The organism is Undibacterium sp. WLHG33, assembly GCF_049544815.1.
Lineage (GTDB): Bacteria > Pseudomonadota > Gammaproteobacteria > Burkholderiales > Burkholderiaceae_D > Undibacterium.
On sequence record NZ_CP186697.1, the window covers coordinates 3,558,571 to 3,576,540 of the forward strand.

The following is a 17,970-nucleotide window of genomic DNA, read 5'->3' on the forward strand; positions in this document are numbered from 1 at the left end:
GTTTTCAGCGCAATGTTTTGCAGGCAGCAGCATCGGGCTTTTCCTGCAAATCCTGAAGTGAATTCCAAACTTGGATTAACCTCAGATTACAGCAGGCAGAGCTTGCAGAAAGAATTGGGCCTCTAGCTCATGTTGGTTAGAGCAGCGGACTCATAATCCGTTGGTACCGTGTTCGACTCACGGGAGGCCCACCATTTACCATGACTGATATTAAGTCCATCCCCAATTCCCCTTCCGACCAGACTGAACACAAAGTGAAGTTTGAAGATTTCGGCTTATCTCCTGATATTCTGCGTGCTTTGACTGAGCAGGGTTACGTCCACCCTACGCCAATACAAGCGGAAGCAATTCCTGTTGTATTGCAAGGCAGGGATGTGATGGGCGCCGCACAAACGGGCACCGGTAAAACAGCAGGATTTTCCTTGCCGATTATTCAGCGTTTACTCGCGCATGCGAATACCAGCGCTTCGCCGGCGCGTCACCCGGTGCGCGCTTTGATTCTGACTCCAACGCGGGAACTCGCGGATCAGGTCGCAGAAAACGTCAAGGCATACTCTCGTTTCACACCTTTACGTTCTACAGTCGTCTTTGGTGGTATGGATATGGCGCCACAAGTTGCCGCGTTACGTTCAGGTGTGGAGATTGTGATTGCAACACCGGGGCGTTTGCTTGATCACGTTCAGCAAAAGACCATTAACTTGTCGCAGACGCAGATTCTGGTAATGGATGAGGCGGATCGTATGCTGGATATGGGATTCTTGCCTGATCTGCAACGCATCATCAATCTGCTGCCTAAGCAGCGTCAGAACCTGATGTTTTCGGCGACTTTTTCTCCTGAAATCAAAAAGCTCGCGGCCAGCTTTTTAAATGATCCGCAAACGATAGAAGTTGCCCGCAGTAATGCAACATCCGATAACGTTACGCAGATTCTTTACAAGGTTACCGAAGATGAGAAACGTGATGCAGTTTCCTTCATTATCCGCGAGCGTGGATTGAAACAAGTGATTGTTTTCAGCAACACGAAAATCGGAGCATCACGTCTTGCTGTGCATTTAGTCAAGCAGGGTGTGAAAGCGTCCGCGATTCATGGTGATAAGTCACAGAATGAACGTATGGTCGCCCTGGAGGATTTTAAGCGTGGTGAAGTTGAAGTCCTGGTGGCGACGGACGTCGCTGCGCGTGGCCTGGACATATCCGAAATGCCTTGCGTGATCAACTACGATCTGCCTTATAACGCAGAAGATTACGTTCATCGCATTGGTCGTACAGGTCGGGCCGGTGCGAAAGGTGACGCAATTTCTTTGTACACCGATCAGGATGAACGTCTGCTGATCGACATCGAAAAGCTGATCAAACAGAAAATTGTAAGGTTAACTCTCGCTGGTTTTGTTCCCTCTGCTCACCAGGCGGAACGCCGTCCGATGCGCGATAGGCCTGAGCGGGGCGAGCGAAATGAAAAGTCTGTACGTGGTGGTTATCAGCCACCGAGAGAGAAGGTAGTAGATCCCTGGTTCCTGAAACCGTACGAGCCAGCAATATCGTCATCTCCGAAAGTAGGTAGCTCGGCTAAAACTACTGAAAATCCAGCCGCAAAACCGCAAAAGCGGGCTGCATTACTGGGTGGTATCCCGAAAGTCTGACGACTGTTTGATGGCGACTGAGTTCATGTCTGTATGAGCTCAGTCTGTCTTTTTAGTGCAGATAAAATCAGTCTCAGATTTTTGGCGTTCGTTCTCGCGAATGGAAATGCCAGACAAGGTTTGCAGCGCATAAATCTTCCAGTGCTGTTCCGACGGACTTGAATACGGTTATTTCCTCGTCTGATTGGCGGCCTGTATGTTTTCCTGAGCACAGATCGGCAAGTTCGGCAACTATCGCTTCTTTTTTTAAGCTCCCATTTTGTAGCGTCTGCAAAATATCACCAGCCTCTGAGAGTGCGCCCGCGAACGTATCTACGAAGACGACAGTCTTCGCCATCAGTTCATCATCAACTTCGCGCATATCCGGTTTGAAACCTCCGACCAGGTCAAGATGTGTACCTGCTTGTATCCATTCACCTTTGACAATGGCCTCTCTGCTCGTTGTTGCGCATGTGATGATGTCTGCCGACTTGCAGGATTTTGCGAGGTCGCTGCTGACTTCAATGTTGATGTGCTCAGGCAAATCCGGAAAGGATAATAAGGTCTGAAGGCAGTGTTCTGACTTTTCTGCCGACCGCCCCCAGATGCTGATTTTATTGATTGGTCTGGTATGGCAATGAGCGAGTGCCATATGTGGTGCGAGACTGCCGTTGCCAATCAGAAGCAAATGGCTACTGTCCTTTCTGGATAAAAAACCGGAGGCAAGTGCTGATGCTGCAGCAGTTCGTTTTTGCGTGATCTCTTCGCCGTCCATGAGTGTCAGAGGCGTGCCTGTGATGGAGTCAAACAAAATGAAAATTGCATGCACTGTCGGCATGTCTTTATTTTGTGGTGCAACCGTGACTAATTTCACGCCGGTATGGCCTGATGGATTCCATGCCGGCATCAGAAGTAAACTCGAATTGACCTGATCCGACAGTTGATGAGCATGTCGTCTGGGTGTAACGATCTCTTGTTGAAAGGCTTCCCGTAAGGCCCTTAACAACTCTGGGTATTGCAACGCCAGGCGCACTTTTTCTTTGCTGATAAACGGAATCATCAAGATCTTCTTGTAAGAATCGGATAGGTATCATATCCAGTCAGCAAAGAAGATGAGATGAAAAATTTGCATTCACCCTGTCTTCATTTGCGCAAATATGTCTCGCCTTATTCTGCGTCAAAAATCTTCTCTATTGGCATTCTGAATAATTTTGCAATAGCAAAAGCGAGCGGCAAACTGGGGTCGTATTTGCCGGTTTCTATGGCGTTGATGGTTTGCCTGGAAACCTCAAGCAGATCGGCGAGTTGCGCCTGGCTCCATTCCCGTTGAGCACGCAATTCTCTGAGAGAATTTTTCATGCCGATTTCTCTTTCCAGCAACGTACAGCGTCGGTCATACCCCAGCCCGCCATCAGTAATCCCCACACAACAAACATGCTTAATTTCGGAAATCCGGCGGCTTCCATAAAGCCGTAAGAGAGTGCAAAGACGGCGGTCATCGCTGCGGATATGCCGACATTTTCCAGCTGGCGACGTTTGATATATTCATCCATACGCTGGAAATGCCGGATGATTGCCCAGATCATCATGATGGCTGGAAAGACTGGCATTAGGATAATCAGCGTGCGGAACGGCGCAGGTACCATCCTGTCGGCGAGGAAATTGCTGAGGAATATGACGATAAAATAAAGCAGAAGAGCTCCCAGCAACTCTTTGAAATATATTTGATTCGCTTGTTTCTCACGCATTATGTTCTCCATGTAAAGTTTACTTAACACGCATGGTCAGAAAAATGGCCTTGCAAATCCAGGCTTTGTTACCTTATTTTTGACGAATATTGGCTTGATCCATCAGCAAGTAAAGTATGCTTTACATATTAGCGTCGATATAAATAATGTCAAGTAAGCTTTACATTGAAAACTGAAAAAATACCTGCGCCTATCTGTTGAGAAAAAAGAATGGTGCAGGTAACTTGTTTGTGGTTCTATCTTTGATAGTCAGGAAAAATTTCCCGACAATAGCGGATGGAATTACAGTATGTTCAGAGCAACGTCAATGTTGTCGCGAGTCGCGTTCGAATATGGGCAGACTTCGTGCGCTTTGTTGACCAGTTCTTCTGCAAGCTGACGATCCAGTCCCGGTAAAGAGATATTCAGTGCGACCTGAATGCCGAAACCACCCTTACCATTTGGGCCGATACCGACGTCCGCTTTGATTGAAAGATCTGCAGGCAATGCAGTCTTACGCGCTGCTGCGACAAATTTTAGTGCGCCAATGAAACACGCAGAATAACCGGCGGCGAACAATTGTTCCGGATTGGTGCCTGCACCGCCGGCTCCGCCTAATTCTTTCGGAGTGGTGAGTTTAACGTCGAGCTGATTGTCACTGGAGACAGAGCGGCCATCACGACCACCAGTAGAAGTAGCGCTTGCTGTGTAAAGAATTTGCATATGATTTCCTATTTGAATTGAGTGCGTCAATATTATTTCCATCACGACCAGATCAGTCGATGGAAGAATGTTATCGCACAATTCAATTGTGTGCAATTGAATTGACATTGTTTTTTTCTATGCATCCGATTAAAGAATTTTATTTTTCTGTGAGGTTCGCTCTTAATTCTGAGAGCTGGCTGCGTAGCTGCTTAAGCGTTTTTGGATCTTGCCCGCTGGCGCATAGAATCTTTAGCGGAATTCTTTTGGCGGCTTTTTTCAGGTCTTTACCGCTATCCGTCAGGATAATCCTGACCTGACGTTCATCCGATTCATCGCGGTGCCGCTCCACCAAACCTGCTGTTTCCAGACGTTTTAACAACGGCGTCAGCGTACCTGAATCAAGAAATAAGGCCGCTCCTATATCCTTGACGAAGATATTATCCTGTCCCCAAAGCACCAGCATAACCAGATACTGCGGATAGGTCAGACCGAGTTCGTCCAGCAGAGGTTTGTAACTTTTGGTGAGCGCCAGAGATGCAGAATACAGTGCAAAGCAAAATTGGTTATCAAGTGCCAGTAAGTCCTGTTCTTTGTTTGCAGAGTCGTGCATTTCAACACTCAAATAATGAAAATTAATAAGAAAAAATTGTGTGTGACATGATAATCAAATTCGGTGCCACTTGTCTTTGATCTTCGTTTCTATCCGTCTGAGTCCGCAAGGTATAATGCCGGGGTTATTTAAAAACCGTATCTGCGCAGAGGGAAGTTGTGACTTTTATAAAAAAATTAAATGCCGCCTGGGCTGAAAATCAATCTCTGCTGTGTGTCGGACTTGATCCAGACGTCAGCCGTTTCCCGGCTGAGTTAGCCGGAAAGCCCGATGCTATTTTTACCTTTTGCAAAGCGATGATCGATGCCACTGCCGACCTCGCTTGTTCATTCAAACCGCAGATTGCTTATTTTGCTGCATTACGCGCAGAAGATCAGCTGGAAGCGCTTTGCCGTTATATCAAAACGACTTATCCTGCTGTCCCCGTCATACTGGACGCGAAGCGGGGAGATATCGGCGCGACAGCCGAACAATACGCACGCGAAGCGTTTGAACGTTATGGTGCCGATGCTGTGACAGTTAATCCTTACATGGGATTCGACTCTGTTGCTCCGTATATGGAGTGGAAAGATAAGGGGACAATTGTTTTATGCCGTACATCGAACGCTGGCGGATCTGATTTGCAGTTCCTTGATGTCGGTGGCGTACCTCTGTATCAGCATGTTGCCAAACTGGTGGTAGAAAAGTGGAACACCAATGGACAATGCGGTTTGGTCGTTGGCGCGACCTTTCCTGATGAGCTGGCGCAGGTCCGTAATATTGTCGGTGAGATGCCATTGCTGGTACCTGGCATTGGTGCACAAGGCGGCGATATTGCTGCAACTGTCGCGGCCGGAAAAACAGTGAACGGAACGGGGATGATGATTAATTCATCGCGTGCAATTTTGTACGCAAAGGGTTCCGGTGATGAAACATATACAGATGCAGCCCGCCGTATTGCGATGGAAACACGTGATGCGATCAATCAGTACCGGTTTTCGTTGAGTAATGATTCTCAATGAGTTGTATATAAACTTTGCGGCTTGTAATTCAGACATAAGAGAAATTATTCTCAACGAAAGAGATGAACCGAAGTTAGTAAAATAACGCGCTGGGCGGACCTCATGATTTTCAGATTTGCACGTACGACTGAATGTCCGTTCACGTATTCCTCACTTATCAGCATATAAAAACCTTAGCCTACACAGCGCAGTCCCTTAGCCGAGCAGAGATGTCATACAAAACGAACTTTGCCACCTCACTGTCTAACTGAAACGTATAGCAACGTTAATTCGAAGATAACCCGTAGTCTCCCAACTATTCGGAAGAATTGCATTGTAGTGGTCTAATGTACCCGGACACTGATTTAGGCGAGAATACTCGTCATGGAGAGGTGTTTGATGAACAAGCAAAGACGTACATTTTCCCCTGAGTTCAAACTGCAGGCGGTCTGGTGCGGAGATATCACCTATGTCTGGGCGCAGGGGCGATGGTATTACCTGGCTGTGGTGTTGGACTTGTTTGCGCGCCGCGCAGTGGGCTGGGCATTCTCGCTGCGACCCGACGCTGACCTTGTTGTGCAAGCACTGGAAATGGCTTACGAGCAACGGGGACGACCTCAGGGATTACTGTTTCATTCGGATCAGGGTAGCCAGTACGCCAGCCGAAAATTCCGCCAGCGCTTGTGGCGCTATCGGATACGACAGAGTATGAGTCGTCGGGGAAATTGTTGGGATAACTCCCCGATGGAAAGGCTGTTCCGCAGCTTTAAAACGGAATGGCTGCCGTCAACCGGTTACATGACGGCACAAGAAGCACAACGGGACATCAGCCACTACCTGATGCACCGGTATAACTGGATACGGCCACATCAGTTCAATCAAGGACTGGCACCGGCCGTCACTGAAGAAAAACTTAACGTAGTGTCCGGGATGGGTTGACCACTACAGTTTAAGCGTGGTGATGTGGAACAATCAGTACTGTCCGCCTTAAAAATTTCTGGACTCGATCCTGAAATGCTGGAGTTAGAAGTAACAGAAAAAATGCTATCTGATAATAATATCGGTGCGCTGGACTGCCTAAAACGTTTACGACATGTAGGAGTGAAGATATCTATTGACGATTTTGGAACAGGGTATTCGAGCTTAGCATACTTAAAAAAATTCAACATTGATAAGCTTAAAATCGATCAGTCTTTTGTTAAAGACATGATTGATGATGCAAATGATGTCGCCATTGTTCGCGGCATTATTCAAATGGCACATTGTTTGAATTTGGTTGCTTTGGCTGAGGGTGTTGAGTCCCACGAGTTACTTGCAAAACTCAGATCCTTCGGTTGCGACGAGGCTCAAGGATATGATTTCTCTCGACCAATGATATCTGAGGACTTTGAAATTTTTTATTCTCAATTCAATCATTTAGTCAGCGGTTGAAATTTCACTAACTTTCTTTTATGTTGTCATTTGAGCAGAGAGTGCGATTCGGTTGAGTATCTTACATAATCGCTTATCCTTACCATTGAAATTGATAGTTAGAGAGTAGGGATCAAAGGCGGATTAATTCAATCGTGTTTTAAGACGCTCGTAGCCGGTACGGCTGACTGGAATCTTGATACCACTGCGTAACACGGCCACCTGCGTGTCTTTACTCTGGCGTTCTATCCCTGTTAGTGCTTTGATATGTAACAGATAAGAACGATGGACTCTGACAAAATTGGCTGAAGAAAGTTGTTCTTCAATATCTGACAGGCTCTGTGTTTTCATGAGCGTTCTGCCTTGCGTATGAATCAGAATGTAGTCATCCTGCGCTTCAATAAAATCGATGTCTTCTGATTGAAGTACATGCACCTTTCCTCTGTCGCGTATCGTCACACGCTGCGACTGCTGCATGTTCGATGCAATCAGTTGCTGAATACCAGAAGACTGAGTAACTTCTGATCGATCTTCCCGTATCAGTTTTGTTGCTTTATTCAGAGCCTCATCAAAACGCTGTTGTGAAAATGGTTTTAAAAGATAATCTATTGCGTGTAAGTCGAATGCCTTTACCGCATATTGGTCATACGCAGTCGTAAAGATAACGCCAGATTTTCTGCCCGTAACATCTAATACTTCCAGACCGGTTAATTCCGGCATCTGTATGTCTAAAAATATCAGATCAGGTTGATGTGTCAGTATCGCATCGACGGTTTCAGTCCCGGTCTCACATTCACTGATCACGATAGTACTCGGATGACGACGCAGATACTCGCGGATCAGGCGGCGGCCAAGTTCCTCGTCATCTGCAATCAGGACTCTGAGGGAGTGATTCATATCGTATCGGCTCGTTGGTTGCATTCTGTTGGTAGCGATATTTCTACAAAGAAGAGTTCATCGGTGCGTGACCAGTGTACGCGGGAACGGTCGCCATAAAGCGTATGAAAGCGTTCCCGTAAATTTGTTAATCCCAGCCCGATACCATTATCCGTCGCGACTTTGTCTGAAACCGGATTTTGTACACGAATGTGTAACCAGTCATTCCGGCGGCTAATACTGGCGCTGATGACGCCGCCCTCAGATAATTGTCGGATGCCATGTTTGATTGCATTTTCAAATAATGGTTGCAAACTCATAGGTGGTATCAAAGCGAGCTCAGTGTCGCGGTCTGCAGTAATGCCGACCTCTAGCTTCTGGCCGTAGCGAATTTTTTCTACCGCCAGAAAATGACTGCACAGATCCAGTTCTTCTCTGACCGTGATCATCTTATGTTCAGATAAAGTCAGTGTCTTCCTGAAAAAATCTGCTAGAGAAATTGCCATGTTTCTGGCTGCTGCCGGATCAATACTTGTCAGTGCGCTGATGGAATTGAGACTATTGAACAAAAAATGCGGCTCAATTTGCGTACGCAATACCTGCAATTCTGCTTCGCGTGCGTGCAACAAGGAATGAGCTTCCCGTCGTTTAGCATCACGCAGATTTTCAAAGGTGATCAGCACATCATATGCAAGCAGTGAGATCAGATAGACAGCGAGTCCGGTAATAAAAATAATGATGGCAAGCTGGTTCGAGATTGTCAAAGCCTTACCTTGTTCGGTAACCGACATCAGCAGCATATTCCATGCTTCAGAGATCGCCAGCAACAACAAACCCGATACGATGGAGCTGCTGCCGAAAATCAGAAAGACGAGAAAGAAGGTCCGCTTTGTCAGTGGGAAGGTGCGACAAATGTAGTACGGGGAAGTCACTATAAAACCGAACACCAATACAACTGGCAAAGTAAATGTCAGCGAGTAACCCCAGCCAGCGTAACCCGCACTGAACAGGAGCCTCGAAAGCAAAACTCCTGTCATCAGCCATGCTGCAAGATACCAGACAAATCGGCGGAAGTCGGACAGAATAGGGTGCATTTTTTGTCACCGGGTATAGTGGTTCAGTTCTTTATTTCTACCGCACCCATAATCGCATAGCCCTGAATATACAATTTTTTTTCACGCATCAAAGGTGGCGCAGTTTTGTCTTCAAATCCACCTAACACCGGAATACCCTGAGATATGACAGTCCAGTCATTGGGTATTTTCAGTTCTATTCCTCCCCACATTGCAAAAACGTTTAATGTTGCCTCTGTCTGAATACTGGCGTTTCGCAGATCGAGTTCTATCCCTCCCATGACCGCGGTTAATTCACCGCCGCGAAAATCCTGCGTGGAATTTTGTAATTTTGCACCGCTCATAATGGCCGAAACATTACTTTCTGAATGCACATTTTGAATGCCATCCGCTGCGTTTAAATACGATGTTTGTGTGTTGACTTTATCTTTGAAAATGATCATCAGACCGGCGATAATAATCAAGACCGGCCACCAGTCACGTAATCTGAAATAGACGATACCCATATGTTGCAGTGTCAGCAAAGTACCGACTGCAATAAAAGCCCCTCCAATCAAGCGACCGGATGTTTGTTGGCTACGGGAGATTTTCAGCAGGCCAATGAGTATGAAGACGGTTGGCCAGAATTGGAAAAACTGACGCGTATTGAAAATATCTAAATTGTCGATCAGCGCCAGTGCGCCAAATATCAGTAACAGCACACCGAAAAAAATCTGTGCTTGCGGTTGACGTTTGCTCATAATGCTGCCTCCGGATATGTGATGAAATGGTGGAAATTATTTACGTGCAGACAGTAATCCAGCAATGATGCTTCTGGCACCAAAGGCGATCAGAATGACAGGCCAGCTGGTACGGAAGGTCCAGCCCCACAGATGTTCAACAGACGCATAGAGCCAGAAGGCGAGAATGATATTGAAGCATCCCTTGGCAATATTGTCAGGTTGACGCGAGCTGATGATTTCAATCAATCCGGAACAAGCGATCACAGCTGGAATCAGGTACCAATAATCTGTCGCATCCGCAATATTGACTTTATCGATCAGAAACAGCGCGCCAACGCTGATCAGTAATAAACCGATGAAGTAGTTTTTTCTGTTTCTGGTCAGAGGTTCTTCATGATTCTGATTCATAGCAGCTCCTTCAAAAAACATAGTTAAGGTGACAGAAGAACGATAATGCAGACGCATCAGCTTGTCGTGTATTGATCGGTGAATTCCGGCTGGTTGTCGGTAAATGACGAACTGAGACTATTGTTCTGGCAGGGGAGGGACCAAGATTACACTAATGCAGGCAGGCGGATATTGCACTGTTTTCAGTAAGCTTCAGTGGAAAGTATTGCAAAGATACAATATGAAGAGAGCACAAGGCTATTGCTACAGGTAAATAGATTGGTGGTGGCGACCCGAGTGATAATACTGATGCTTCGCGAAGGTTAATGGGGCGTTGTCGATGGGTAAGGATTAGCTGAGCAACTGATTGAAATCGTCGGCCTTTCTGACAACACGCTTCGATTCTGTTCCGAACACATTGTGCGTCTCTTCAACAACGTACTCGTTAGAACCTCTGGTGCAATACAGCAAGCCACGAAAATTTGTACCCAGATAAGCGAATGGTGTGATCTTTGTTTTTACCGGAATATCACTACCTAGTAATGCGCGCAGTTTCCGTTCGATATCGTATATATTTTTTTCATTCAGGGATACTTTGCCGCCTTTGGGATTGGGGAAGCTTGTCTCGAAGGAAGGATTTTGTCCCATCGGGTTTCTGAAGGTGATTTTAATTCCTAATTTTAAAAATTTAGAAATAGCAAAAAAATCATTTTCATCAAACATAAAAACTCTCCCTGAACTTGCGTTCTACCCTTATTTTTTCTCAAGTGACGCGTCAAGCTTGCCAGAAACCATCTGCTTTTACAATCTGGATGCGGTAAAACTGAATAACAGTCTGACATACCGCAGATGTTGTGACTACGGTAAATGAAAAGCCAGAAAACAGAGCACACGCCGTGTCGTAAGGAAGCCTCAGAGGAAAACAGATGCTTTCCATTCAGCATAGGTCTGCGGGACGTTCGGGTCAGCTACCAGAACACTGCGTAAATGATCTGTGATGACGGCAAATTTATTGTTTGCCGTCGCGCCATTAAATTCAATCGTATGCCAGTTTTTGATCAGTTCAGGTAAGGCCAGAGCGGTGTGTTGTGCTGTTACGACCTCAGCATTCTGCAACAACCGGGTTTCAGAGACTTCGTGTTTGCAGGCAAAGACAATGAGGTTATAGCTGTCGTAGGATTTAACCCAGTTCACCTGTTGTAAAAATTTATCTTGCAGATGAATTAGCATCGGCGCAATCGCGCTGGGCTTGCCCCATACATTGGCAACCAAGACGCCGCTTTTATTCAGATTACGATAGCAGTCGGCATAAAATTTCTCTGTATTCAGAGCCGGAACCAGCCCTTCTTCATTGTAGGCATCCAGAAAAATCACGTCTGCCTGTTGGTTTTGCAGAGGCAACCATTCAGCGGCATCCGCATGAATCACCGTCAGACGCTCGTCGTCGGGCGGTATAAAAAATTGTTCCCGCATGGCGATCACGTCGGCGTTGATGTCGATTGCCGTAATGCGGCAGTCTGGCAGGTGGTGGTAGCAATACCTGACCAGCGAACCGCCGCCAAGACCAATCAGAATAATATGTTGTGCCGCAGGATTGAACAGCAGAAATCCCATCATGATTCTTGAGTAAGCGCAGAGCAAGCGATCAGGCTCATCCAGCTTCATTGCACTTTGCATGCATGCCGGGGTCAGATACATCATGCGCAGACCATCATCGTCGAGAATAAAAGGCTTACCGTGATGCTGATCTGAAAGTGCTTGCAAACGTTGGCGATGGATAGCTTCATCCGCTGGCAGCTTATTCAGAAAAAGGCGGGACAAGCTCTGACGTGGCTTAGACATGACTATCCTGAAATTCTCTGCGTTAGTTTTGCGTCGTTGCGGCCGACAAGGCTGCATTCAACTGTGCGATTTTTTCTATCAATGCCGCATTTTCCGCTTCGAGAGCCGTAATTCGCTGTTGCAAAATGACAGATTCGTTGATCTGATCCATCGCATTATTTGTAGTCTCAGACTGATTTGCTACTTCGGGTGATTCAGGGATTTTGTTTGCTTTTGTAGGTGCTTTTTGTTCACGTATTTTTTCGCGAACTTGTTTAGCCGCTTGTTGTAATTCTTTACGTCCACCAGCAACTGCGGCAGCCTGCTCATTGCTTGGCAATGTCGCTACGGCAGCCGCAGCGCTGATGGAGATAGTGCCGTCGCGCACAGCCTGAACCAGTTCCGGCGCAGCTGCACGCTGAATTTTTTCTATCTGTAAAACAGCGTTGCTGCTGATACCTGCGATCCGCGCAATTTCCTGACGACTTTGGGTAGGTTTTACTACGGGAATAGCGACTTCTGTTTCTTCATTACCAGATGCAGCATTTTCATCTTGCGCTTTGATGCGCATAGAAATAATTTCTTTTTTCCGCAGCGCTAACATGCCGCGCTGAAAATCAGAAACGCTGCGGCGTGCCAGATGATTATCGATCATCCATAACTGTACATCTTCGATATCTTTGAAATGATCGTTTTGTATGGTCTTAAAAGGAATCTGATGGCGCTGGCAGATAGCGTAGCGATTGTGCCCGTCAATTAAAACGTCGCCCCAGAGTACCAGCGCATCGCGGCAGCCTTCTGTGAGTATGCTGCGTTCCAGCGCCGCATATTCATGTTCTGTCAGGGGATCGATATAGGCGTGCAGCCCTTCGTGAATAATGATGCTCATACAAATTGCCTTGCAGTGTTTCAGGGAAGGTCGCATTGTAGCTGAGAAAAAGTAGGGATTTCAGCTCGCACCTCAAGTTCTGGCGGATGCCCGAAATGTCTCGCGTGTACAATGCGCTCTGAAACAGTTGTTACTCCGAGGCAGTGCTGCGCCAGTGTCAGATGCAGCGCCATTCCGCTGCCATTCTGATGCGGAGCAAATAAATTAAATAAGGCGCGACAGGCGCTTTTCTCAAGGATTTCCTATGATGACCTATGAAGACTATCTGGATGAAGTTACCACGCTGATGACAGAGAAATTTGATCTCAGCGATGAAGCTGCGATTAAACACGTGATGCGTGCACAAGCGAATGATTTCTTTACGTTGCACGACGATCATCCGGAGATGCGGACGCAGGAACGTGCTGAACAGGACGCTCAGACGATTTACGATATGCGTAACAAATCACGTCCGCATACACCGCCGCAACGTACCGGCAAACCGCGCAAGTGAACAATACAGCGATTGCATGAAAATACCAAAAAGACTGCAGCCTCTGGCAGACGAGGGACTGATCGACGAAGTGTTGCGTCAGTTAATGAGCGGCAAGGAAGCCACTGTGTACGTTGTTCGCAGTGGCGACGATATTCGCTGTGCAAAAGTCTACAAAGAGGCGAGCCAGCGCAGTTTTAAGCAGGCCGCTTCTTATCAGGAAGGGCGTAAGGTAAAAAACAGTCGCCAGGCAAGGGCGATGGAGAAAGGCACGCGCTATGGCCGTCAGATGCAGGAAGAAGTCTGGCAAAACGCCGAAGTCGATGCCCTTTATAAGTTAGCGGCCGCCGGTGTGAAAGTCCCAACGCCTTATATTTGTTTTGAAGGTGTATTGCTGATGGAACTGGTGACCGATGCGGAGGGTAAGGTAGCTCCGAGGCTTAACGATATTAGTTTGTCGGCAGAGCTAGCGCTGCAATATCACGCGCAATTATTGCATCAGGTGGTGTTGATGCTGTGTGCCGGTGTTATTCATGGTGATTTATCCGAGTTCAATATTCTGGTCGATGGCGATGGTCCTGTCATTATCGACTTACCGCAGGCGATTGATGCTGCCAGTAATACCGAAGCGGCGGCGATGCTGGAACGCGATGTCGCGAATCTGGCATCGTATTTCGGACAGTTTGCACCTCAATTAAATGATACTCAATATGGTAAGGAAATCTGGAAATTGTATATTGCAGGTCAGTTGACACCAGAAACGCCATTGACTGGACATGTCGCCGCCGATACGCGGCCAGTGAACGTGGACGAAGTGATGCGTGAAATTGAGTCTGCTATTCTGGAAGAGCAGGAGAGATTAAGACGGTTGGCTGAAATATAGAATTCTGCATTTAGTCGGATAAAGTCGGATAAAGTCGGATAAAAAAATCCCGGTAGTAATCTATCGGGATTTTTTTACGCGCTCATTAATTGCACAGAGCTGGCATATGGCTGTTACTGGCGTACCCGTTTTTTCGCGCCTGTTGCAGGGCTGGCTTTACCTTTATAGGCTGGTCTGCCACCTGCTTGGGGGAAGGCAGGTTTATCACCTTGCAGATTCTTCGTCGGCGGAAATGGGAACTTCACCGCCGATTTTTTTTGTGTCACCGCTACCTCTGGGGAGACCGCGGGTGTCGTATTTTCCGGTGCAACAGCTTCTTTAATTGGAGCAGGTGTGGCTGGTACTGCGGCAGCAGGGGAAACTGGCTGCACCTCTGTTACAGCGGTTGCTGATGTTGCTTCAGCCTGAGCCGTGATCGTTTTTTTTACTGTTTTCGGTGCAGTCGCTTTTGTTTTTGTACCAGCGGCTTTTACCGATGTCGCGGAAACTGCGGGCGTGCTGCTGGCTTTTACCCCGGCTTTAACGGCTGGCTTTGCTTTGCTGGCGGGGATCGTGGCTTTTTTCGATGATGTTGTGGTTTGGCTGACGATCTTCTTGTCTGCACTTACTTTCACCGTGCTTATTTTCACATCCGTCTCAGGTAAAAGTGAGATTTGTTTAGTGCCGCTGATGCTTTTAACTTTTGCCGGTGATACCTTTTTTTTACTGGCAGGGCTTGCGTTCAGTGATTTTTCTGCAACGACTGGTGCAACTTCCGTCTTTGTTATATGCACTGAAATCAGATGATTGTTATCAGCATTCGCTAGATGCAGAAATGCCTCGCGCGTATCACTGGAAATAGTTGCCAGTTCTTTGCCGTAGGCAAGCAGGCTGTCGATCTGAGGTTGTCTCTGGGTTTGCGCCAAAGCGAATAATTCTTGTGGGCCATTACTTGAAAGCACCTGACGAGAACTCGCCGTAACTTTGTCGACGGCATCCCTGATTGTTGCAAAGTTGAGAGCAATCATTTTTTCCAGACCTTGAAAAGCGGTATCTGAAAATGACTGTAAAAGTTCCAGTTGTTTGCTCAGCTGTTCTTGCGCAACGACAGAAATCTGTGTTTGAATCAAAGCCATGAATCTCTCCTTAAAAGTGGATAAGACGTTTCAAGCGTTAATTTTTGATCAGGAACGCCTGGTAAAGCGATTACACAAATGAATCTTGCAATGACAGGCAGCACCTGCCGTTAATATTCGCCGGTCAAAGTAATCACTGACAATCATCGGTGAAAACCGTCCCGGGATATACGGCTCCGTTCGATATCATGACCGGCCTCAAATCTGGTGCTTCAATGTTCAGAAAATGCTGCATTGCCGCATTATGTATTTTAACCTCGGATTTATGCTCTTGCGATAAAAAATATTGCAACGCAATAAAACATCTTTTTACGTATGATGAAAACTCAGATGGCGAATGAATTAGTGAGTACGGACAGTTTGAACGATCTCCGTGCACGATTGCGTCAATTTACTGCGGAACGCCATTGGGAGCAGTTCCACACACCAAAAAATCTGGCGAGTGCACTCATTGTTGAGGCGGCGGAATTACTGGAGCCTTTTCAATGGCTGAGCAGTGGCAGGGCAGATGAGCTCGGCGCAGAAAAATTACAGGCGGTGCGGCACGAAATGGCGGACGTGATGGCTTATCTGATCATGCTGGCAGAACAGTTGAACATTGATCTGATCGCCGCGACGAATGAAAAAATTCAATTGAATGCGCTGAAATATCCATCTGACATCGTCCGTGGTGATGCTCGTAAGTACGATGAATATAAATAGGTGGGCGAAATGTCGTAAATCTGAGTGGAGCAGGCGCTACGCTACCCTGAAGAAGGTGCTGGTCGGGTCATTCTCCAGTCTTCTTTTCGCTTTTTCTAAAAACGCATGATGTTGAAAATCGTCGATAGAGAATGGGAAGCCTTTGGCAGTCAGCCACGCACAAGCCTCTTCAGTTGTGGCGCAGACATAAAGATCATCGCCAGGAACAACACCGGCATTACGTTTCACGATGTCCAGATGAAACCGGCTTGGACAGACGAACGCAATACATTGGCAGCCATGCGCAATTGCCCATTCACGCATATGCGTATAAGACTGCAGGGCAGCTGCGGGTGCCATTTCCCAGTATTCTCCCTGTGCCATACTTGCCCAGGGAGCCCCGACCGGCGCGATTTTCTTAAATTCTTCAAACATGGCATTAAAGCCCTGTTCATTAAAACTGCCTGCAAAAGCCCGCACGACCACGTTGCGCACTTTGCTGATTTCCCATTCGCAGTGTATCTTCATGATTTCACCTGTGTTGCCAGCCACGATTTTAATGTCGAATGGCGATGATCGGGTGAAAACAATCGTTAACTATCGGAATAGGTTTCAAAAGAACTGACAATACTATTTTTTTGTTCCTGCTGGTAACAATTTTTCCTCATGTTGACGATTGCATATTTCCAGCCTGACGATACAGCCGGGGAATTTTACTTTTACTCAGTATCACCATGATCACACTGGCAATCGCCAGCAATAACCAGTTGAGACGAGGGCTGTTGAAATGTTGCGACAGGTCGAACAGTATCCCGCCGGTCAGACTGCCTACCATATTCCCCATGCTCTGATACAGCATCTGTTTCGACATCAGTTTTCCGGTATCAGCGCTGGTTTTATCGGCAAAACGTGCGGTCAGCACGTCTAATGAAGGACCGTAAAATACTTGTCCGAACGACAGTAATATCGCAGATGTGATCACAGCAGAAGAAGAGCGCGTGAAAACAAACATCAGCAAGAAACTCAGAAAAAGACAGGCGTAGCCAATTTGTAAAAAACGGAAATGATCTCTGATTCTGATCGCACGTTTCGAAATCGGAATCTGAAAAAAGATGATTACCAGCGCAGATATCCAGAATGGTGTCGATACCGGAATATCCGGTGTGAATTTAGGAATATACAGGCTGAATCCTATCATCGGTTGTATTGCAAAACACCAGAACATGGCGTTTGAAAGATAGAACAAAATTGGTAATTCATGTGCCCGGTGATTTGCCGCAGCGATGTTTTTATTGATGGAATTTGTCTTTAATTCGCCTGCTTGTATTTCTTGCTGTACCGTCGCTGTGTGCATGGTCAGATATTCTTTTTCGTGTTTGGAAATTGCCCGCATCGCAATCAGCATAAAAATGCCGTAAGCAATGAAGGTGATCAGAACGATCAGAAATACCAGGCGCAAACTTTCATGCGGCACCCAGCTGGCCAGCAGATAACCGCTGACCAGCCCCATTCTTATCGCAAAGGCGAGGCGGCTGAACAAGGAAGACTGGTCGAGATCACGGAGTTTCAGCAGATAATTTTTTAAGCCGGGAAACGACAGCCCGCTGCCGAATCCGGCGAGTACCGCAAACAGTGCGAGCGCCCACGCTTGCTGCAGGAATGCCATGCAATACAGCGCAATCCCTTCGAGAAAAATATTCCCACAAACCATGAGCGGATGATTGACTGCACGTGAAAACCGGCTACCTGCAAACGAGCCTATGACGCGGCCCAGATTCAAGCCAAACAGGATGGAGGCAGCCCAGAAACCGGAAAAATTTTTTCCTGTTTCTGAAACGATCAGTGGCGTGTACAAAGCGACACCGCCGGAAGCGATAGCGACACCCACGTAGATTAAATACGAATTGGCCAGCGAGTTAAATTTCTTGTTATGCATACAAAGAGGTGCAACTTTGAGTCAAGGATTTCAGCCTGGCAGAAATTCTTTTTCAGAAGGGCAG

The 17,970-nt window shown here is 46.9% G+C and carries 21 protein-coding genes, 1 tRNA gene and 1 pseudogene; 8 read left to right on the forward strand and 15 right to left on the reverse strand.

Annotated elements, in window-relative coordinates; translation table 11 throughout:
* Positions 1-116: 116 nt before the first annotated feature.
* Positions 117-194 (forward strand) — tRNA-Ile (locus ACOTSW_RS16030).
* 6 nt (positions 195-200) lie between these two features.
* Positions 201-1,640, forward strand: coding sequence for a DEAD/DEAH box helicase (locus ACOTSW_RS16035; protein WP_423680079.1), 1,440 nt, complete (start codon positions 201-203; stop codon positions 1,638-1,640).
* Positions 1,641-1,713: 73 nt separating this feature from the next.
* Here ACOTSW_RS16035 and ACOTSW_RS16040 read toward each other — a convergent pair whose 3' ends face one another.
* From ACOTSW_RS16040 to ACOTSW_RS16060, 5 genes are all read right to left on the reverse strand, one after another.
* Positions 1,714-2,679: an ornithine cyclodeaminase family protein gene (locus ACOTSW_RS16040; protein ID WP_423680080.1), complete on the reverse strand. Its 966-nt coding sequence runs from the start codon at positions 2,677-2,679 to the stop codon at positions 1,714-1,716.
* Positions 2,680-2,786: 107 nt separating this feature from the next.
* The gene (locus ACOTSW_RS16045) at positions 2,787-2,978 is read right to left on the reverse strand and encodes a helix-turn-helix transcriptional regulator (RefSeq protein ID WP_423680081.1); all 192 of its coding nucleotides are present in this window, start codon (positions 2,976-2,978) and stop codon (positions 2,787-2,789) included.
* Positions 2,975-3,367 (reverse strand): hypothetical protein, encoded by a 393-nt coding sequence (locus ACOTSW_RS16050; RefSeq protein WP_423680082.1) that lies wholly within the window; start codon positions 3,365-3,367, stop codon positions 2,975-2,977. The genes ACOTSW_RS16045 and ACOTSW_RS16050 overlap by 4 nt, the downstream gene beginning before the upstream one ends.
* 282 nt (positions 3,368-3,649) lie before the next feature.
* Positions 3,650-4,069 carry an organic hydroperoxide resistance protein gene (locus ACOTSW_RS16055; protein WP_423680083.1) on the reverse strand — a complete coding sequence of 140 codons (420 nt, stop codon included), beginning with the start codon at positions 4,067-4,069 and terminating at the stop codon, positions 3,650-3,652.
* Positions 4,070-4,208: 139 nt separating this feature from the next.
* A complete protein-coding gene (locus ACOTSW_RS16060) occupies positions 4,209-4,661 on the reverse strand; it encodes a MarR family winged helix-turn-helix transcriptional regulator (protein WP_423680084.1) in 453 nt (150 codons plus the stop codon).
* A 158-nt stretch (positions 4,662-4,819) separates the two neighbouring features.
* On the opposite strand from ACOTSW_RS16060, the gene pyrF reads away from it, so the two are divergent.
* The 3 genes and pseudogenes from pyrF to ACOTSW_RS16075 all read left to right on the forward strand — a co-directional run.
* Positions 4,820-5,662, forward strand: coding sequence for an orotidine-5'-phosphate decarboxylase (pyrF, locus tag ACOTSW_RS16065; protein ID WP_423680086.1), 843 nt, complete (start codon positions 4,820-4,822; stop codon positions 5,660-5,662).
* Between the two features lie 363 nt (positions 5,663-6,025).
* Positions 6,026-6,580: an IS3 family transposase gene (locus ACOTSW_RS16070; protein ID WP_423680087.1), complete on the forward strand. Its 555-nt coding sequence runs from the start codon at positions 6,026-6,028 to the stop codon at positions 6,578-6,580.
* Between the two features lie 18 nt (positions 6,581-6,598).
* Positions 6,599-7,072, forward strand: a pseudogene (locus tag ACOTSW_RS16075) (EAL domain-containing protein); the annotation flags it as partial.
* Between the two features lie 123 nt (positions 7,073-7,195).
* Here the strand turns inward: ACOTSW_RS16075 and ACOTSW_RS16080 are convergent.
* The 7 genes from ACOTSW_RS16080 to ACOTSW_RS16110 all read right to left on the reverse strand — a co-directional run bounded on the left by ACOTSW_RS16080 (position 7,196) and on the right by ACOTSW_RS16110 (position 12,819).
* Complete coding sequence (locus ACOTSW_RS16080; protein WP_423680089.1) at positions 7,196-7,948, reverse strand: LytR/AlgR family response regulator transcription factor; 753 nt, start codon at positions 7,946-7,948, stop codon at positions 7,196-7,198.
* A complete protein-coding gene (locus tag ACOTSW_RS16085; protein WP_423680090.1) occupies positions 7,945-9,021 on the reverse strand; it encodes a sensor histidine kinase in 1,077 nt (358 codons plus the stop codon). Before ACOTSW_RS16085 ends, ACOTSW_RS16080 begins: the two co-directional genes overlap by 4 nt.
* Positions 9,022-9,044: 23 nt before the next feature.
* Positions 9,045-9,740, reverse strand: coding sequence for a LiaI-LiaF-like domain-containing protein (locus ACOTSW_RS16090; protein ID WP_423680091.1), 696 nt, complete (start codon positions 9,738-9,740; stop codon positions 9,045-9,047).
* Between the two features lie 36 nt (positions 9,741-9,776).
* Complete coding sequence (locus ACOTSW_RS16095) at positions 9,777-10,130, reverse strand: LiaF transmembrane domain-containing protein (RefSeq protein ID WP_423680092.1); 354 nt, start codon at positions 10,128-10,130, stop codon at positions 9,777-9,779.
* Positions 10,131-10,460: 330 nt separating this feature from the next.
* Complete coding sequence (locus tag ACOTSW_RS16100) at positions 10,461-10,832, reverse strand: hypothetical protein (protein ID WP_423680093.1); 372 nt, start codon at positions 10,830-10,832, stop codon at positions 10,461-10,463.
* A gap of 189 nt (positions 10,833-11,021) precedes the next feature.
* Entirely contained in the window at positions 11,022-11,951 is a 930-nt protein-coding gene (locus ACOTSW_RS16105; protein ID WP_423680094.1) for a methyltransferase domain-containing protein, read from the reverse strand.
* A gap of 22 nt (positions 11,952-11,973) precedes the next feature.
* Positions 11,974-12,819, reverse strand: a complete 846-nt coding sequence (locus ACOTSW_RS16110) for a hypothetical protein (RefSeq protein WP_423680095.1) — start codon at positions 12,817-12,819, stop codon at positions 11,974-11,976.
* Between the two features lie 247 nt (positions 12,820-13,066).
* Here ACOTSW_RS16110 and ACOTSW_RS16115 point away from each other — a divergent pair, with 247 nt between their 5' ends.
* On the forward strand, positions 13,067-13,312 hold the full coding sequence (locus ACOTSW_RS16115) for a hypothetical protein (protein ID WP_423682350.1): 246 nt from the start codon (positions 13,067-13,069) through the stop codon (positions 13,310-13,312).
* 16 nt (positions 13,313-13,328) lie between these two features.
* The gene (locus ACOTSW_RS16120) at positions 13,329-14,174 is read left to right on the forward strand and encodes a PA4780 family RIO1-like protein kinase (protein WP_423680096.1); all 846 of its coding nucleotides are present in this window, start codon (positions 13,329-13,331) and stop codon (positions 14,172-14,174) included.
* 113 nt (positions 14,175-14,287) lie between these two features.
* Here the strand turns inward: ACOTSW_RS16120 and phaP are convergent, their stop codons facing one another.
* Positions 14,288-15,289, reverse strand: coding sequence for a TIGR01841 family phasin (phaP, locus tag ACOTSW_RS16125; protein ID WP_423680097.1), 1,002 nt, complete (start codon positions 15,287-15,289; stop codon positions 14,288-14,290).
* 315 nt (positions 15,290-15,604) lie between these two features.
* On the opposite strand from phaP, the gene ACOTSW_RS16130 reads away from it, so the two are divergent.
* Positions 15,605-15,991, forward strand: coding sequence for a nucleotide pyrophosphohydrolase (locus ACOTSW_RS16130; protein WP_423680098.1), 387 nt, complete (start codon positions 15,605-15,607; stop codon positions 15,989-15,991).
* Positions 15,992-16,027: 36 nt separating this feature from the next.
* On the opposite strand, the gene ACOTSW_RS16135 is transcribed toward ACOTSW_RS16130, so the two are convergent.
* Together ACOTSW_RS16135 and ACOTSW_RS16140 are read right to left on the reverse strand one after the other, a co-directional pair.
* Complete coding sequence (locus ACOTSW_RS16135) at positions 16,028-16,498, reverse strand: hypothetical protein (protein WP_423680099.1); 471 nt, start codon at positions 16,496-16,498, stop codon at positions 16,028-16,030.
* 136 nt (positions 16,499-16,634) lie between these two features.
* On the reverse strand, positions 16,635-17,906 hold the full coding sequence (locus ACOTSW_RS16140) for an MFS transporter (protein ID WP_423680100.1): 1,272 nt from the start codon (positions 17,904-17,906) through the stop codon (positions 16,635-16,637).
* Positions 17,907-17,970 lie beyond the last annotated feature (64 nt).

Bases quoted from the DNA above. Each gene is read 5' to 3' on its own strand.
- ACOTSW_RS16130 (WP_423680098.1), top strand. From the start codon at position 15,605: ATGATGAAAACTCAGATGGCGAATGAATTAGTGAGTACGGACAGTTTG.
- ACOTSW_RS16140 (WP_423680100.1), bottom strand. From the start codon at position 17,906: ATGCATAACAAGAAATTTAACTCGCTGGCCAATTCGTATTTAATCTAC.
- phaP (WP_423680097.1), bottom strand. From the start codon at position 15,289: ATGGCTTTGATTCAAACACAGATTTCTGTCGTTGCGCAAGAACAGCTG.
- ACOTSW_RS16070 (WP_423680087.1), top strand. From the start codon at position 6,026: ATGGAGAGGTGTTTGATGAACAAGCAAAGACGTACATTTTCCCCTGAG.
- ACOTSW_RS16115 (WP_423682350.1), top strand. From the start codon at position 13,067: ATGACCTATGAAGACTATCTGGATGAAGTTACCACGCTGATGACAGAG.
- ACOTSW_RS16110 (WP_423680095.1), bottom strand. From the start codon at position 12,819: ATGAGCATCATTATTCACGAAGGGCTGCACGCCTATATCGATCCCCTG.
- ACOTSW_RS16090 (WP_423680091.1), bottom strand. From the start codon at position 9,740: ATGAGCAAACGTCAACCGCAAGCACAGATTTTTTTCGGTGTGCTGTTA.
- ACOTSW_RS16055 (WP_423680083.1), bottom strand. From the start codon at position 4,069: ATGCAAATTCTTTACACAGCAAGCGCTACTTCTACTGGTGGTCGTGAT.
- ACOTSW_RS16060 (WP_423680084.1), bottom strand. From the start codon at position 4,661: ATGCACGACTCTGCAAACAAAGAACAGGACTTACTGGCACTTGATAAC.
- ACOTSW_RS16105 (WP_423680094.1), bottom strand. From the start codon at position 11,951: ATGTCTAAGCCACGTCAGAGCTTGTCCCGCCTTTTTCTGAATAAGCTG.
- ACOTSW_RS16080 (WP_423680089.1), bottom strand. From the start codon at position 7,948: ATGAATCACTCCCTCAGAGTCCTGATTGCAGATGACGAGGAACTTGGC.
- ACOTSW_RS16040 (WP_423680080.1), bottom strand. From the start codon at position 2,679: ATGATTCCGTTTATCAGCAAAGAAAAAGTGCGCCTGGCGTTGCAATAC.
- ACOTSW_RS16035 (WP_423680079.1), top strand. From the start codon at position 201: ATGACTGATATTAAGTCCATCCCCAATTCCCCTTCCGACCAGACTGAA.
- ACOTSW_RS16085 (WP_423680090.1), bottom strand. From the start codon at position 9,021: ATGCACCCTATTCTGTCCGACTTCCGCCGATTTGTCTGGTATCTTGCA.
- ACOTSW_RS16120 (WP_423680096.1), top strand. From the start codon at position 13,329: ATGAAAATACCAAAAAGACTGCAGCCTCTGGCAGACGAGGGACTGATC.
- ACOTSW_RS16045 (WP_423680081.1), bottom strand. From the start codon at position 2,978: ATGAAAAATTCTCTCAGAGAATTGCGTGCTCAACGGGAATGGAGCCAG.
- ACOTSW_RS16095 (WP_423680092.1), bottom strand. From the start codon at position 10,130: ATGAATCAGAATCATGAAGAACCTCTGACCAGAAACAGAAAAAACTAC.
- ACOTSW_RS16135 (WP_423680099.1), bottom strand. From the start codon at position 16,498: ATGAAGATACACTGCGAATGGGAAATCAGCAAAGTGCGCAACGTGGTC.
- ACOTSW_RS16100 (WP_423680093.1), bottom strand. From the start codon at position 10,832: ATGTTTGATGAAAATGATTTTTTTGCTATTTCTAAATTTTTAAAATTA.
- ACOTSW_RS16050 (WP_423680082.1), bottom strand. From the start codon at position 3,367: ATGCGTGAGAAACAAGCGAATCAAATATATTTCAAAGAGTTGCTGGGA.